The following is a 13,419-nucleotide window of genomic DNA, read 5'->3' as shown; positions in this document are numbered from 1 at the left end:
TTGGTCTTCTCGGGCTTGCTGCGCCTGCTGCTCAAGGGCGTGTTGCAGCGGGCTCGGCTGAAACGGACGACAGCCTTTCGAGCACCAGCGCGCCGCACAGGCTCACGCCGATGAAACCCAAGCCCAGGCTCATCGGTAGGCTGGCTTCGATCACTGCGATCAGCCCGCTCGCCGCGCCCCCAATCGCGAACAGCAACGTATTACCGAGCGCCGCTGCGGCGCCTGCGCGGTCAGGATGACGTTCCAGTGCTGCGCAGGTGGCCGCGGGCCTGACGATCGTGGTGCCTGCCGTGCAGACGATCATGGGCACCAAGAGCACCGTGATGGACAACGCGGTCCATGTGAGCCAGACGACCAGCACCCCACCTGCCAGACCGATGAGCCCAAGGCCGACGCGAATCTGAGTGTGTGTGGATATCCGCCCATTGATCGCACTGGCGATGATGCCGCCGGCCAGGTAGGCACATCCATAGCCAAGAAAAACCATCGAAAAGGCGTACTCGGAAAGTCCCAAGCGGTTCATGAGCAGTAACGGAGATACGACGATGAAGGAAAAATGGCAGGCGAATGCAAAAGCAGAAAGGATCGAGTAGGCCAAGAAGCGAGGGTCGCGAATCAAGATGCTGTAGCTTTTCATCGCACCGGGTATGGGAGGTTTCGAGCGGTTCTCTGTCAGTTCTTTCGCGCACAGAACGATAGCCAGGAAAGCGAAACCACTGAACACATAAAAGCTTCCCTGCCAGCCGAAAAAATTTTGCAATACGCTGCCCGCCAGCGGCGCAATGGAAATGAACAATCCGCTTGCGGTGGTCAAGATTATCCTCAAGGTATTGCGTTGATGCTCCGAGTATCGATCCTGGATGATGGCCTGGCTTAATACGAAACAGCCGCAGCCAACGGCTTGAAGTATCCGAAAGACTGTAAAGCTTATGTAATCACCCGATAAGGTGCAGCCAACCGCTCCGATGATCGATAAGTAAAGGCCGGCCTGTAGAAGTCTTTTGCGACCCATTCGGTCTGACAACGGTCCGATTGCACACTGAGAAATGGCCACGCCGATTGCGAACAAACTGACGGAGTAGGAAGCGCTTACGAGGCTGACTGAAAACGCTTGGCTGACTGCTTGGAGTGAAGGGAGCACCACATCCACAGGGAAGACGCCTAATAGCGTCATCAATGCGAGTAAAGCAAGCAGTCGTCGGCTAGGGGGGGAGGGTGGGGTAGAGTTCATGCGATTATTCCAGAGCATTTATATAAATTGAAAGTCTGGCGGTTTTCGAAGAAATCTGTTCGTTTTAGCGTCTGGATTGTCGGCTGGAATAACGACGCAACTCGCTCCTCACGCTGACTGTTAAGGTCAGAAAATATTTTTTCTTTTTCAATTTGACTGACGTCTAGAAGATTAGGAAGAAATTTTTTGTCGGTATTGCTGAAAGTCAAAATGACCTTCAGCAGAAAAACGGAGGCGAAGGCTCTTTCTGGTTTAGAAAGAGTGCTCCATAATTGTTGAAAACATTCAGAGAAGTAGACCGAATGCTTGTCCTCGTCACGTAAGTGATCGCGCAACATATAAAATATGCTAGGTATGAGAGCATCGCGAGTTAGGCTTAGTAATTCCTTTGTGATTAGGGTTTCGGAAACAAATGCAATTAGAAAACATGCAAGGGCTCGTCGGCGCTTTGACGTTGATGAACGGAGAATTGACAAGTTTTTGAGTCGTGTAGATTCATTGCGGTTCAAATTTAGATGACGTTTTAGTTGGTCGGAGATCTCCCTCGAGAAAAAAGCATGGTAACCCTCGTCTGTGTAGATTTTTAACGCAATTTGATGTTGCTCCGATGAGAAGCAGTGTTTGAGTTCACCATGAGTAATTAATTTCACAGCTTCATTGATATGTGTTATTTCAAGGTCTGTCGTATAGTCCAAAAAATAAATAAGGTGGGTTTGATGGATGCGAAGGCGTTCAGGCAGAGGCAAACTAGTTACCAATGGATGCTCCAGCATTGGGGCCATGGAGCTTGGGAACCATCGGTCAGGATTTGTTTCCTGCAGATCCTGACTTGATAGCAAATAAGTATAGGGTCTACTGCGCACGCTACTTGACGTTACCCAATTACTGAATGCGGCTACAGTACGGCAGCTTCGAGTTGTAAATTTCATGGATGTCACTTTTGGAAGTTAGTGAGGTTTTTGTTTGTAAGTTGAATTAGTGCCGCTGGTGTGTGCGAGCCGTCAGTGTGTCCGGCACCAACGAAAAACATTGGCTGTTCACTAGGGTTTCTTAACTTCAATAGACTCTCAATTGAATTTTCGTTTAAAGCTCCGGTCAGCCATGTTCCCAACCCGAGCTCGCAAGCATACAGCTGAAACGTCTGTGCTATATGACCAATCTCAACAAGCGCCATTCTATAAGCACGAGAGTGGGAGTATTTCCACCACAGTTTGTCGAGTCTAGACGTAAGAAATATACCTACAGATATCTCGTTGGCAAAATGTTGCCCTGATAGCAGTGATCCTAGTTCGGGCAGATTTTTCTCTATAAAGTGCAATGTGTGTCTATGTGGGTTGTAGTAATAAATACCCCGCGGTAAGCCTTCCACGTGGTTTGCGTATATATACCCCTCAGTTGAATTGAGTCCGCCGCCTGACGCGCTACATCTGCGATTGCGGAAATGATTTGGTATGTCAGTATCACAGGATTTTTCCCGGTGCGGCATGAATCCGAGTGAGTATTTGAGCAGCTTACTTAATTTCATCAACGGTATAGGGTTGCCGAGAAATGACCTTACAGTCATACGCTTCGATAGTAGCTTATCGAACCAACCGGTATCCTCAGCTAATGGAAGATTGAGTCCTTGGTCAGAGTACTCTACGCAGTTTTCAGCGGGAAAAGGTTTTTCCAAAGCCTTTTCGCAGTGTGCAAGGTAAAGTTTTGCCCATTCAGTTACGTCTCGTGGAATATCTAATATCGGAATATCCCGAGTGCCAATGTGGAAAATTCTAGAAAGCGGATCCCACCCCCAGTGTGCCGGGCTAATGAATTTTGAACTGGCTAGCTCGGCTGAGTAAAGATCTCGGTCAATAGGATTATTCAAGTCAATTGAAGTACCACCACATGCGATGGCTATCAAGCGTGCCGCATAATCATGATTAAGGAGAAATTGCTTGTGGTCCTTGAAGTTCCAACAAACTAATCCGTCTGTAGAGGCATACAAGAATATGTTCGGGTTTATCATCATTACCTCTCTGTCTGATCAGAAGCGCAGGCCGGCTCTGCGCTTCATCATCATCCAGCTATTTGGCTTTAACCAAGTGGTTGAGGTTGGCGAGATCCTTGGATTCAAGCTGAACTTCTTTCATTTTCTTCTCCTAGTTAAGCCGCATCATTGCGACATTTCTTAGAGTAGAAAAAATACCTAGAGAGGCAAGCTTCTATATCGGCTGAAAATTCTCAACAACTCGTAGGAGCTTTCCGCTGTTGCTTCGCAGGTTATCTAACGCGTAAAAAAGCCCGGCATTGGCTATCCAATACCGGGCTTTTTCAAACCGCGCCGAACCGTGGTCAGCTATTAGGCAGCAACCGGCAGGTGATGCTCTTGATGTAGCGCGTTTCGGCGATGGCCGGGTGCACCGGATGGTCCGGGCCCTGACCGCCACGCTCGAGCAGTTGCAGGTTGCGGTCCAGGTGGCGGGCGCTGGTCAGCAGGATGTTGTGCAGATCGTCCTCGGGCAGGTGCATCGAACACGAGGCGCTGACCAGGATGCCGTCCTTGTTCAGCATGCGCATGGCCTGTTCGTTGAGGCGACGGTAGGCCGCTTCGCCGTTCTTCAGGTCTTTCTTGCGTTTGATGAAGGCGGGTGGGTCGGCGATGATCACATCGAAGCGCTCTTCGGCGGCCTTGAGTTCGCGCAGTGCTTCGAACACATCGCCTTCGATGCAGGTCAGCTTGTCGGCGATGCCGTTCAGCGCGGCGTTGCGCTCGACGCCATCCAGGGCGAAGCCCGAAGCATCGACGCAGAACACTTCACTGGCGCCGAAGGCACCGGCCTGCACGCCCCAGCCACCGATGTAGCTGAACAGGTCGAGCACGCGCTTGCCTTTGACGTAGGGCGCCAGGCGCGCACGGTTCATGCGGTGGTCGTAGAACCAGCCGGTCTTCTGGCCTTCGCGCACCGGGGCTTCGAACTTCACACCGTTTTCTTCCAGGGCGACCCAATCCGGCACTTCGCCGTAGACCGTCTCGACATAGCGCGTGAGGCCTTCGGCGTCGCGTGCGGCGGAGTCGTTCTTGAACAGGATGCCGCTGGGCTTGAGCACCTGCACCAGCGCGGCGGTCACTTCGTCCTTGTGCGCTTCCATGGTGGCCGAGGCCAGTTGCACCACCAGAATGTCGTAGAAGCGATCGACCACCAGCCCAGGCAGCAAGTCGGAATCGCCGTAGACCAGGCGATAGCAGGGCTGCTCGAAGAGCCGTTCGCGCAGCGACAAGGCCACGTTCAAACGGTGCACCAGCAACGACTTGTCCAGCGCCAGCTTGCTGTCGCGCGACAGCAGGCGCGCGCAGATGAGGTTGTTCGGGCTGACGGCGACCACGCCCAGCGGCTTGCCGTTGGCCGCTTCGAGGATCGCCTGCTGCCCGGCCTTCAGGCCCTGCAGCGGGGTCGCAGCCACATCGATCTCGTTGCTGTAGACCCACAGGTGACCGGCGCGCAAACGGCGGTCGGCATTGGCTTTGAGACGAAGGCTGGGCAGGGACATGACGTCGCTCCGGAAAAAAGAGCGGGAGTATAGCGTGTCGCTGGCGGGATTCGCAGCGCAGCGCGACGAGGCGCAGAGCGACCTCGCCGTGGCTGCGGTTCAGGCCGCGAGAGGCTCAGCTCAGCGCTTTGATCAACTGAGCGTTGAATGCCGGGATATCGTCAGGCTGGCGGCTGCTGATCAGGTTGCCGTCCACCACCACCTCTTCATCCACCCACTTACCGCCTGCATTGCGAATGTCGTCCTGCAAGGTCTTGAAGCTGGTCATGCGCTTGCCTTTGACCAGGTCGCAGGAAATCAGCAACCAGCCGCCGTGGCAGATCACCGCCAGGGGTTTGCCGGCTGCGGCGTGGCTTTTCACCAGTTTCTGTGCGCCCGAAATCAGACGGATGGTGTCGGAGTTCTGCACGCCGCCTGGCAGTACGATGGCATCGTAGGTCGTGCCCTGGGCGTCGTCGAACGTGGCATCAACCTGGAAGGCATCGGCCGGCTTGTCGTGGTTCCAGCCGCGCACGCTGCCGGTCTCCTCGCCGAGCACATCCACTTGGGCGCCGGCCTGCAGCAGCGCATCGCGCGGACCGGTCAGCTCGACTTGCTCGAAGCCGTCGGTCACCAGAAAGGCCACGCGCTTGCCGTTGAGTTGTGTGGTCATGAGTTGTTACTCCATTTCATCGATAGGTGTGAGAAAGGAGGCCGCCGGCCCTAAAGTAAAGTTCCCGGCGAACGATTCAGTGGTTGGTGCCCTGCCGGCGTACAGGGTTAGAATTCCCCCTTATCCCCGAGTGCGCAGCCATGTCCCAGGAACTTACCGCCGAACAGATCCAGCAAGCCTTGCAGGGCATCACCATCCCGCCCCAGCCGCAGATCATGGTGGACCTGCAGTTCGAGCAGTACATGCCCGACCCGGACCTGGAAACCATCGCCAAGCTCATCGCCCAAGACCCCGGTCTGTCCGGCGCGTTGCTCAAGTTGGTGAACTCGCCGCATTTCGGCCTGGCCAACAAGATCGGTTCGATCCAGCGCGCGGTGAACCTGCTGGGCAGCCGCTCGATCATCAACTTGATCAACGCCCAGTCGATCAAGGGCGAGATGAGCGACGAGACCATCGTCACCCTCAACCGGTTCTGGGATACCGCCCAGGACGTGGCCATGACCTGCCTGACCCTGGCCAAGCGCACCGGCATCCAGGCGGTGGACGAGGCCTACACGCTCGGCCTGTTCCATGACTGCGGCGTGCCGCTGATGCTCAAGCGTTTCCCCAACTACATGGACGTGCTGGAAGACGCCTACGCCAATGCCAGCGCGGACAACCGCGTGGTCGACACCGAAAACCGCGCCCTCAACACCAACCACTCGGTGGTGGGCTACTTCACGGCCAAGTCGTGGCGCCTGCCCGAGCACATCAGCGGCGCCATCGCCAATCATCACAACGCGCTGTCGATCTTCCGCGACGACACGTCGCGCAACGGCCAGACCCAACTGAAGAACCTGCTGGCGGTGCTGAAGATGGCCGAGCACATTTGCGCGTCCTACCAGGTGCTGGGCAACCAGAGCGAAGATCACGAATGGAACGCGGTCGGCCCGCTGGTACTCGATTACATCGGGCTGTCGGAATACGACTTCGACAGCCTCAAGCAGAACATTCGCGAACTGAGTGGCCGTTGATCCATGCCTGAGTTGCCGGAAGTCGAAACAACCCGACGCGGTATCGCACCGTACCTCGAAGGGCAGCGGGTCAGACGGGTGGTGGTGCGTGATCGCCGCTTGCGCTGGCCGATCCCTGAAGACCTGGATGTGCGCCTTTCGGGCCAACGCATTCTCAGCGTCGAGCGGCGGGCCAAGTACCTGCTGATCAACGCCGAGGTGGGTACGCTGATCAGTCACTTGGGCATGTCTGGCAACCTGCGCCTGGTCGAGCAGGGCTTGCCGGCGGCCAAGCACGAACACGTGGACATCGAGCTGGAATCCGGGCTGATGCTGCGCTACACGGACCCGCGTCGCTTCGGCGCCATGCTCTGGAGCCATGACCCGCTCGGTCACGAACTGCTGGCGCGCCTGGGGCCGGAACCGCTGACCGAGCTGTTCGACGGTGAGCGGCTGTTCCAGCTGTCGCGCGGGCGGTCGATGGCGGTCAAGCCGTTCATCATGGACAACGCCGTGGTGGTCGGCGTGGGCAACATCTACGCCACCGAAGCGCTGTTCGCTGCGGGTATCGACCCGCGTCGCGCTGCTGGCGGCATCAGCCGGGCGCGTTATCTGAAGCTGGCGATCGAGATCAAGCGGGTGCTCGCCGCCGCGATCGAGCGCGGCGGCACCACGTTGCGTGATTTCATCGGCGGCGACGGCCAGCCCGGCTATTTCCAGCAGGAGCTGTATGCCTACGGGCGGGGTGGCGAGGCCTGCAAGGTGTGCGGCAGCGAACTGCGCGAGGTCAAGCTCGGCCAGCGCGCCAGCGTGTTCTGCCCACGCTGCCAGCGCTGAGCGCCGCTCACTCCCGGACAGCCTCCAGCACCGTGGCCTGGCCTTCCCCGCGTGGATCGCTGGCCGCTTCGAGCGTGCCCGCGCGCTTGTTCCAATACACCACCTGCTGGTTGCCGTAGCTGCGCTGCAGATCCTTGAGCGTGTAACCACGCGCCCGCAGCGCGGCTTTTTGCGCGTCGTCGAAGGTATCGGGCTCGTGCTCGATCACATCCGGCAGGTACTGATGGTGGTAGCGGGGCGTGGCGGGCCAGTCGCTCACCGGTCGTCCTTCCAGGAAACCCAGCATCGACAGCAGCACCATGCTCGGAATCCGACTGCCGCCCGGTGTGCCGAAACTGGCGAGCTGTGACGGACTTTCCAGGAAGCTGGGGGTCATGCTCGACAATGGACGCTTGCCCGCGGCCACGGCATTGGCCTGGCTGCCGGCCAGCCCGTAGCTATTGCTGCCGCTGGGGTCGGCGGCGAAATCGTCCATCTCGTTGTTCAGCACCACGCCGCTGCCGGGCACGGTGAAGGCGGCGCCGAACGGCAGGTTGACCGACAGCGTGGCCGACACGGCATTGCCAGCGGCATCGATCACGGTGAAGTGAGTGGTGTGGTCGCCTTCGCGCCAGGCCGGTGCCGGTGGCAGCGCACTGCTGGGGGTCGCCTGGTGCACATCGATGCTGTCGGCCAGCGAGGTCAGGTACGAACGCGCCAGCAGGCGGTCGATGGGGTTGGCGACGTAGTCTGGATCGCCCAGCAAACCCCGGTCGCGATAGGCGCGGCGCAGCACCTCGACCACGTAGTGGCTGCGTTGCACCGGCTCGGCGCTCTGCCAGGGCAGGCGCTGGAGCATCGCCAGGCTCTGCGCCAGCGCCACGCCACCCGCCGACGGCGGTGGGCTGCTGATCAGTTCGCGCTGATCGGCCAGGCTGTAACGCAGCGGCTGGCGCCAGGCCGTGCGGTAAACAGCGAGGTCGTCGAGCGTCCACAGCCCTCCGGCCTGGCGAACGCCTGCTACCAGTCGCCGCGCGACCGCTCCGCCATAGAAGCCATCGCGGCCGTGGTCGGCCAGCGCCTGCAGGGTGGCAGCGAGTTCGGGCTGGCGGATACGGGTGCCGAGAGCGGGCACCTGCTGGTCGCGCAAGAACAGGCGGGTGCTTTCGGCGTCGGCGCGCAGCGCGTCAAGGCGCATGCTGGCGCGGTCGCGGTAGATGCGGTCGACGGTAAAGCCTTGGTTGGCCAGGCGGATGGCCGGGGCCAGGCTGTCTTTGAGCGGGAGTTTGCCGTGGGTGGCGGCGAGGTCGGCGAGGGCTTGGGGCAAGCCGGGAATGGCGGCGGCCAAGGGACCATTGACGGACAGCCCCGCACGGACCTTGCCATTTTCCAGGTACATGTCCGGCGAAGCCGCCCCTGGCGCGCGTTCGCGGGCATCGAGGAAGGCGTAGCGCGTTGGCTCGCCCTGTTCGCGCAGCAGGAAGAACCCGCCGCCGCCCAGCCCCGAACCGTATGGCTCGACCACCGCCAGTGCGGCGCTGATGGCGATGGCGGCGTCGAAGGCGTTGCCGCCCTGCGCCAGCACCTGTCGCGCGGCGGCCGTGGCGTCGGCGTGTGGGCTGGCGATGGCGGCCCGGCCTGGGCTATCGGCGAGCGCGGCGCTGGCCAGCAGCGCCAGGGCGGCGCCGAGCAGCGCCTGGCGAATCGCGCCGAGCACGGTCATCAGGCCTTGCCGGTGATCCGGCGGTACTTGGCCATCAGCTCGTCTTCGGTTTCCGGGTGCGCGTCATCCAGGGGGATGCAGTCGACCGGGCAGACCTGCTGGCACTGCGGCTCGTCGTAATGGCCCACGCACTGGGTGCACAGGTTCGGATCGATCACGTAGATCTCCTCGCCCTGGGAGATGGCGGCGTTCGGGCACTCGGGTTCGCAGACGTCGCAATTGATGCAATCGTCGGTGATGATCAGGGACATTGGGACTCCGGCCAGGGCTTGCCGCCCAGGCATGTATCAAGGCAATGCGCGCAATTGTGCCGCATTACTGCGCGCAGTGCACGCAGGCGCGGTGTCGCGCCCACGTGGCGTTACGGCGAGCATGACTACTTCTTGAAGCGTTCGGTCAGTGCGTCGGCCACAGAGGGGTGGACGAACTTGCTGATATCGCCGCCCAGCGCGGCGATCTCCCGCACCAGGGTCGAGGAAATGAACGAATAGCGTTCCGACGGTGTGAGGAACAGGCTCTCCACGTCCGGCGCCAACTGGCGATTCATGTTCGCCAACTGGAATTCGTATTCGAAATCGGACACCGCACGCAGCCCGCGCAGAAACACATTGGCGCCCTGCTCCTTGGCGAATTGCGCGAGCAGGGTGGAGAAGCCGATGACCTCGACATTGGGCAGGTGCTTGGTGACCTCACGAGCCAGCGCCACCCGTTGTTCCAGCGGGAACAGCGGATTCTTCTTGGGGCTGGCGGCCACCGCGATGACCACTTGGTCGAACAGGCGGGACGCGCGCTCGACCAGGTCGCCATGGCCTTTGGTGATGGGGTCGAAGGTACCCGGGTACAACACTCGGTTCATCGCGTCATCCTGGCTGGAGTGCGTTGGGGAGTCGGATGGTAGCGCAGCGACTGCTGCCGGGCCAAGTCATGTGACCGGCTGATGGCACTATAGACAGTGCGTCTATTGGCTGTCATGCCCGCGCTGCCATCAGCGGATGAACAGGCGCTGCACCAGGCGCTGCAGCGCCGTGCCGTAGGGCGGGTAGATCAGCCTGGCCACGTTGACGCGCTGCTTGACCAGCACGGCCTTGGCCTTGCTGAAGGTCTGGAAACCCGCCTGGCCATGGTAATGACCCATCCCGGAGGGGCCGATCCCGCCGAACGGCAAGTCATCCTGGGCAACGTGGAGCAGGGTGTCGTTCAGGCAGACGCCACCGGAGTGGCTGTGCGCTAGCACGCGAGCCTGTTGGCGGCGATCGTAGCCGAAGTAGTACAGAGCCAGTGGGCGAGGGCGCTGGGCGATGTAGGCCAGGGCGTCGTCCAGATCGTCGTAGGGCACCAGCGGCAGCAGCGGGCCGAAGATCTCCTGTTGCATCACCTGCATGTCATCGCTTACCTGCAGCAGCAGGTGCGGTGGCAGTCGCCGGCCCTGGCGCGCTTCCTGCGGATACAGGTCGAGCACTTGGGCGCCTTTGTCGCGGGCGTCCTGCAGCAGGTGTTCGAGGCGCTGCAACTGGCGCGGGTTGATGATGGCGCTGTAGTCGGGGTTGTCGGCGATGTGCGGGTACAGCCGGGTCACGGCCGCCCGATAGGCCTGGGCAAACGCGTCCAGCTGCTGGCGTGGGACCAGCACGTAGTCCGGGGCCACGCAGGTCTGCCCGGCATTGAGCGTCTTGCCGAAGGCGATGCGTTCGGCGGCCATGGTCAACGGCACGTCGGGCGCGACAATGGCGGGCGACTTGCCGCCCAGCTCCAGGGTCACCGGTGTGAGGTTGGCCGCTGCGGCCTGCATGACCTGGCGGCCGATGGCCGTGGCGCCGGTGAACAACAGGTGATCGAACGGCAACCGGGCGAAGGCCTGGGCGACATCGACCTCACCCAGCACCACGCCGACCAGGTCGCTGGGGAACACCTGTTCGAGCAGGTGCTTGAGCAGCGCAGCGGTCTGCGGCGTGGCCTCGCTGAGCTTGAGCATGACGCGGTTGCCCGCCGCCAGCGCATCGGTGAGCGGACCGATGCTCAGGAACAGCGGGTAATTCCAGGGAACGATGATGCCGACCACGCCCAACGGCTGCCACAGCACGTGGGCGCGGGCCGGTTGAAACGCCAGGCTTACCTTGCGCCGCTGGGGTTTCATCCACCGTCGCACGCGGCGTTCGGCATGCCGCAGCCCGTGCACGGTAGGCAGCAGTTCGGCGAACAGGGTTTCATCGGCGCTGCGTCCACCGAAGTCGGCGTCGATGGCGTCGATCAAACGCTCGCGATTAGCCAGCAGGGTTTCGCGCAGGTACCTCAGCCATTGCCTACGCTGATCGGCGGGTGGCATCGGGTGGGCGGCAAACGCGCGGCGCTGAGCGTCGAACAAGCGTTGCAGGGCGAGGTCGGATGATTCAACGGGCGGGGGATTGGACGAACTCACGGCAGCTCCGTGCAAAGTGGGCATCTGGCCAGCTTATACTCCCTACGCCTCGGTCCGTGAACCTGTCGCTGGCTGCCATGCGATCAGGTCCATAGCCGCTTCAATCAGGCCCTGGCGCATGCCTGCCGGGCCGTTCGTGCCATCGATAGGAGACTGTCATGCCGCTTGCGCAACTGATCACCCCGCCGCAATTGGCCGAGCGCCTGGGTTCGCCAGGACTGGTGATTCTCGACTGCCGTTTCGCCCTCGAAGACCCTGACTACGGCCAGCGCAGCTATGCCGAGGGGCATATCGAAGGGGCGCATTTCGCCGACCTGGAGCGCGACCTCAGCGGACCTGTGATCAAGGGTCGCAGTGGCCGACATCCACTGCCTGATCCGCAGCGGCTGGTCGAGCGCCTACGCGCCTGGGGCGTGGACAACGACAGCCAGGTGGTGCTCTACGACGATGGTCCCGGTGCCTATGCCGCCCGCGCCTGGTGGCTGCTGGCTTGGCTGGGCAAACGTGACGCCGTGTTCCTCCTCGACGGTGGGCTCAAAGCCTGGCATGCCGCGCATTTGCCGCTGAGCCTGGACCCGCCGCCGCAGCGCGAGGGCAGTTTCGCCGGTGAGCCGGACCTTGCGCTGCTGATCGATGCCGAGCAGTTGGCCAAGCGCCTGGACGCGCCTGATTTGACCTTGATCGATGCGCGGGCGCTGCCGCGCTTTCGCGGGGAAGTCGAGCCGATCGACCCGGTGGCCGGACACATCCCTGGCGCACAGTGCGCCACGTTCACCGACAACCTGGGTGCTGACGGACGCTTCCTGCCTCCCGAGCAATTGCGCCAGCGCTTCGACCAGACGCTCGCGGGCCGCGCACCGCAACAGTTGGTCGCGTATTGCGGTTCGGGCGTCACGGCTTGCCACAACCTGTTCGCCCTGGCGCTGGCGGGCTATCCGCTGGGTCGGCTGTACGCCGGCTCCTGGAGCGAGTGGATCAATGACGCCGACCACGCCATCGAGATCGGCGACTGAAAGAGGCCCCGCCTAACCCAATCCGCCCAGCCACTGCGGAATGCGCCGTTCCAGGTAGTAGCCCGGAGCGCGCAGGCTGCCTTCGACGAAACCCACATGGCCGCCGTGCCGATGCAGTTCGAATTCGGTCTGCGGCGCCAATTCTTCAGGTGCCGGCAGGCTGTGATCGAACACGAAGGGATCGTCCTGGGACTGGATGATCAGGGTCGGGGTGCGGTTCTCGCCCAGGTAGTAGCGGCTGGAGGCGCGGCGATAATAGTCGTGCGCGTCGCTGAAACCGTGCAGGGGCGCCGTTACCCGGCCATCGAAATCCCAGAAGGTGCGCAGGTTACGCAGCGGCCCCAGGCCCTCGAGGGCTGCCAGCGCTTCAACGTGCCCCTGCGCCTGGAAGTGGCGCTGCTTGACCTGCACGTAGCTCAGCATCTCGCGCATGAAATGGGCCTGGTAGATCTTCGAGAAGCCCAGGCCGATGCGGTCGGCGCACTGGTCCAGGCGGAACGGCACCGAAACCGCCACTGCGCCCTGAAGTTCGCTGGCCGCGCCGGTTTCACCCAGGTACTTGAGCAGCACATTGCCGCCCAGCGAATAGCCCACGGCGTACAACGGCGCCAGCGGACGTCTGGCGCGCAGGTGGCGGACGGTTTCGCCGAGGTCTTCGCTGGCGCCGGAATGGTAGCTGCGCGCAAGCCGATTCGGTTCGCCCGAGCAGCCCCGCCAGTTCAGTGCGACGCTGGCCCAGCCTTGCGCCTCAAGTGCCTGTTGCAGGCCCTTCACGTAGGGCGATTCGGACGAGCCGGTCAGGCCGTGCAGCACCAGCACCAGCGGCGTCTCGGTCTGGTCAGGGCCATACCAGTCCAGGTCGAGAAAGTCGCCATCCTCCAGCCACAACCGCTCTCGGGCGCGCCGCAGCGCAGGCAGTTTGCGCCACAGCGGTCCCCAAAGCGTTTGCAGGTGCGGATTCGACAGGCCGCGGGCCGGACGAAAGAGGGCGGTGGGACTGGGCATGCTGGGCAACTCGTGATGGGCTTGCCTAGAGTGCCATGAAACA

At 61.2% G+C, this 13,419-nt stretch carries 13 protein-coding genes; 3 read left to right on the top strand and 10 right to left on the bottom strand.

Annotation, left to right across the window (positions count from 1 at the left end; translation table 11 throughout):
* Positions 1 to 31: 31 nt before the first annotated feature.
* The 5 genes from ACK2SD_RS23465 to ACK2SD_RS23445 form a co-directional block, all read right to left on the bottom strand.
* Positions 32 to 1,174: an MFS transporter gene (locus tag ACK2SD_RS23465; RefSeq protein WP_412462363.1), complete on the bottom strand. Its 1,143-nt coding sequence runs from the start codon at positions 1,172 to 1,174 to the stop codon at positions 32 to 34.
* Positions 1,175 to 1,227: 53 nt separating this feature from the next.
* Entirely contained in the window at positions 1,228 to 2,160 is a 933-nt protein-coding gene (locus tag ACK2SD_RS23460) for a diiron oxygenase (RefSeq protein ID WP_412460974.1), read from the bottom strand.
* A 5-nt stretch (positions 2,161 to 2,165) separates the two neighbouring features.
* Positions 2,166 to 3,239 carry a SagB family peptide dehydrogenase gene (locus ACK2SD_RS23455; protein ID WP_412460973.1) on the bottom strand — a complete coding sequence of 358 codons (1,074 nt, stop codon included), beginning with the start codon at positions 3,237 to 3,239 and terminating at the stop codon, positions 2,166 to 2,168.
* A gap of 323 nt (positions 3,240 to 3,562) precedes the next feature.
* Positions 3,563 to 4,759: a class I SAM-dependent rRNA methyltransferase gene (locus tag ACK2SD_RS23450; protein ID WP_342650000.1), complete on the bottom strand. Its 1,197-nt coding sequence runs from the start codon at positions 4,757 to 4,759 to the stop codon at positions 3,563 to 3,565.
* 115 nt (positions 4,760 to 4,874) lie between these two features.
* On the bottom strand, positions 4,875 to 5,411 hold the full coding sequence (locus ACK2SD_RS23445; protein ID WP_412460972.1) for a type 1 glutamine amidotransferase domain-containing protein: 537 nt from the start codon (positions 5,409 to 5,411) through the stop codon (positions 4,875 to 4,877).
* A 194-nt stretch (positions 5,412 to 5,605) separates the two neighbouring features.
* Here ACK2SD_RS23445 and ACK2SD_RS23440 point away from each other — a divergent pair, with 194 nt between their 5' ends.
* On the top strand, positions 5,606 to 6,424 hold the full coding sequence (locus ACK2SD_RS23440; protein WP_295486443.1) for an HDOD domain-containing protein: 819 nt from the start codon (positions 5,606 to 5,608) through the stop codon (positions 6,422 to 6,424).
* A gap of 3 nt (positions 6,425 to 6,427) precedes the next feature.
* Complete coding sequence (mutM, locus tag ACK2SD_RS23435) at positions 6,428 to 7,240, top strand: bifunctional DNA-formamidopyrimidine glycosylase/DNA-(apurinic or apyrimidinic site) lyase (protein ID WP_412460971.1); 813 nt, start codon at positions 6,428 to 6,430, stop codon at positions 7,238 to 7,240.
* Positions 7,241 to 7,247: 7 nt separating this feature from the next.
* Here mutM and ggt read toward each other — a convergent pair whose 3' ends face one another.
* From ggt to ACK2SD_RS23415, 4 genes are all read right to left on the bottom strand, one after another.
* Entirely contained in the window at positions 7,248 to 8,942 is a 1,695-nt protein-coding gene (ggt, locus tag ACK2SD_RS23430; RefSeq protein ID WP_412460970.1) for a gamma-glutamyltransferase, read from the bottom strand.
* On the bottom strand, positions 8,942 to 9,193 hold the full coding sequence (locus tag ACK2SD_RS23425; RefSeq protein ID WP_039582535.1) for a YfhL family 4Fe-4S dicluster ferredoxin: 252 nt from the start codon (positions 9,191 to 9,193) through the stop codon (positions 8,942 to 8,944). Before ACK2SD_RS23425 ends, ggt begins: the two co-directional genes overlap by 1 nt.
* 125 nt (positions 9,194 to 9,318) lie before the next feature.
* Positions 9,319 to 9,798 (bottom strand): pantetheine-phosphate adenylyltransferase, encoded by a 480-nt coding sequence (gene coaD / locus ACK2SD_RS23420; RefSeq protein ID WP_317870968.1) that lies wholly within the window; start codon positions 9,796 to 9,798, stop codon positions 9,319 to 9,321.
* 129 nt (positions 9,799 to 9,927) lie between these two features.
* The gene (locus tag ACK2SD_RS23415; RefSeq protein WP_412460969.1) at positions 9,928 to 11,382 is read right to left on the bottom strand and encodes a coniferyl aldehyde dehydrogenase; all 1,455 of its coding nucleotides are present in this window, start codon (positions 11,380 to 11,382) and stop codon (positions 9,928 to 9,930) included.
* A 134-nt stretch (positions 11,383 to 11,516) separates the two neighbouring features.
* Here ACK2SD_RS23415 and ACK2SD_RS23410 point away from each other — a divergent pair, with 134 nt between their 5' ends.
* On the top strand, positions 11,517 to 12,371 hold the full coding sequence (locus ACK2SD_RS23410) for a sulfurtransferase (RefSeq protein WP_295486197.1): 855 nt from the start codon (positions 11,517 to 11,519) through the stop codon (positions 12,369 to 12,371).
* A gap of 12 nt (positions 12,372 to 12,383) precedes the next feature.
* Here ACK2SD_RS23410 and ACK2SD_RS23405 read toward each other — a convergent pair whose 3' ends face one another.
* Positions 12,384 to 13,376, bottom strand: coding sequence for a hydrolase (locus ACK2SD_RS23405; RefSeq protein ID WP_412460968.1), 993 nt, complete (start codon positions 13,374 to 13,376; stop codon positions 12,384 to 12,386).
* Positions 13,377 to 13,419 lie beyond the last annotated feature (43 nt).

The sequence above is a fragment of the Pseudomonas sp. SC11 genome, assembly GCF_047039205.1.
GTDB classification, from domain to species: domain Bacteria; phylum Pseudomonadota; class Gammaproteobacteria; order Pseudomonadales; family Pseudomonadaceae; genus Aquipseudomonas; species Aquipseudomonas boreofloridensis.
Note: the sequence above shows the minus strand (reverse complement) of the source record. Positions and strands in the feature narration are given on the sequence as shown.

What these genes read in the sequence shown, in the direction of transcription:
- ACK2SD_RS23465 (WP_412462363.1), bottom strand. Translation starts at nt 1,174, where the DNA reads ATGACGCTATTAGGCGTCTTCCCTGTGGATGTGGTGCTCCCTTCACTC.
- ACK2SD_RS23460 (WP_412460974.1), bottom strand. Translation starts at nt 2,160, where the DNA reads ATGAAATTTACAACTCGAAGCTGCCGTACTGTAGCCGCATTCAGTAAT.
- ACK2SD_RS23455 (WP_412460973.1), bottom strand. Translation starts at nt 3,239, where the DNA reads ATGATGATAAACCCGAACATATTCTTGTATGCCTCTACAGACGGATTA.
- ACK2SD_RS23450 (WP_342650000.1), bottom strand. Translation starts at nt 4,759, where the DNA reads ATGTCCCTGCCCAGCCTTCGTCTCAAAGCCAATGCCGACCGCCGTTTG.
- ACK2SD_RS23445 (WP_412460972.1), bottom strand. Translation starts at nt 5,411, where the DNA reads ATGACCACACAACTCAACGGCAAGCGCGTGGCCTTTCTGGTGACCGAC.
- mutM (WP_412460971.1), top strand. Translation starts at nt 6,428, where the DNA reads ATGCCTGAGTTGCCGGAAGTCGAAACAACCCGACGCGGTATCGCACCG.
- ggt (WP_412460970.1), bottom strand. Translation starts at nt 8,942, where the DNA reads ATGACCGTGCTCGGCGCGATTCGCCAGGCGCTGCTCGGCGCCGCCCTG.
- ACK2SD_RS23425 (WP_039582535.1), bottom strand. Translation starts at nt 9,193, where the DNA reads ATGTCCCTGATCATCACCGACGATTGCATCAATTGCGACGTCTGCGAA.
- coaD (WP_317870968.1), bottom strand. Translation starts at nt 9,798, where the DNA reads ATGAACCGAGTGTTGTACCCGGGTACCTTCGACCCCATCACCAAAGGC.
- ACK2SD_RS23415 (WP_412460969.1), bottom strand. Translation starts at nt 11,382, where the DNA reads ATGCCCACTTTGCACGGAGCTGCCGTGAGTTCGTCCAATCCCCCGCCC.
- ACK2SD_RS23410 (WP_295486197.1), top strand. Translation starts at nt 11,517, where the DNA reads ATGCCGCTTGCGCAACTGATCACCCCGCCGCAATTGGCCGAGCGCCTG.
- ACK2SD_RS23405 (WP_412460968.1), bottom strand. Translation starts at nt 13,376, where the DNA reads ATGCCCAGTCCCACCGCCCTCTTTCGTCCGGCCCGCGGCCTGTCGAAT.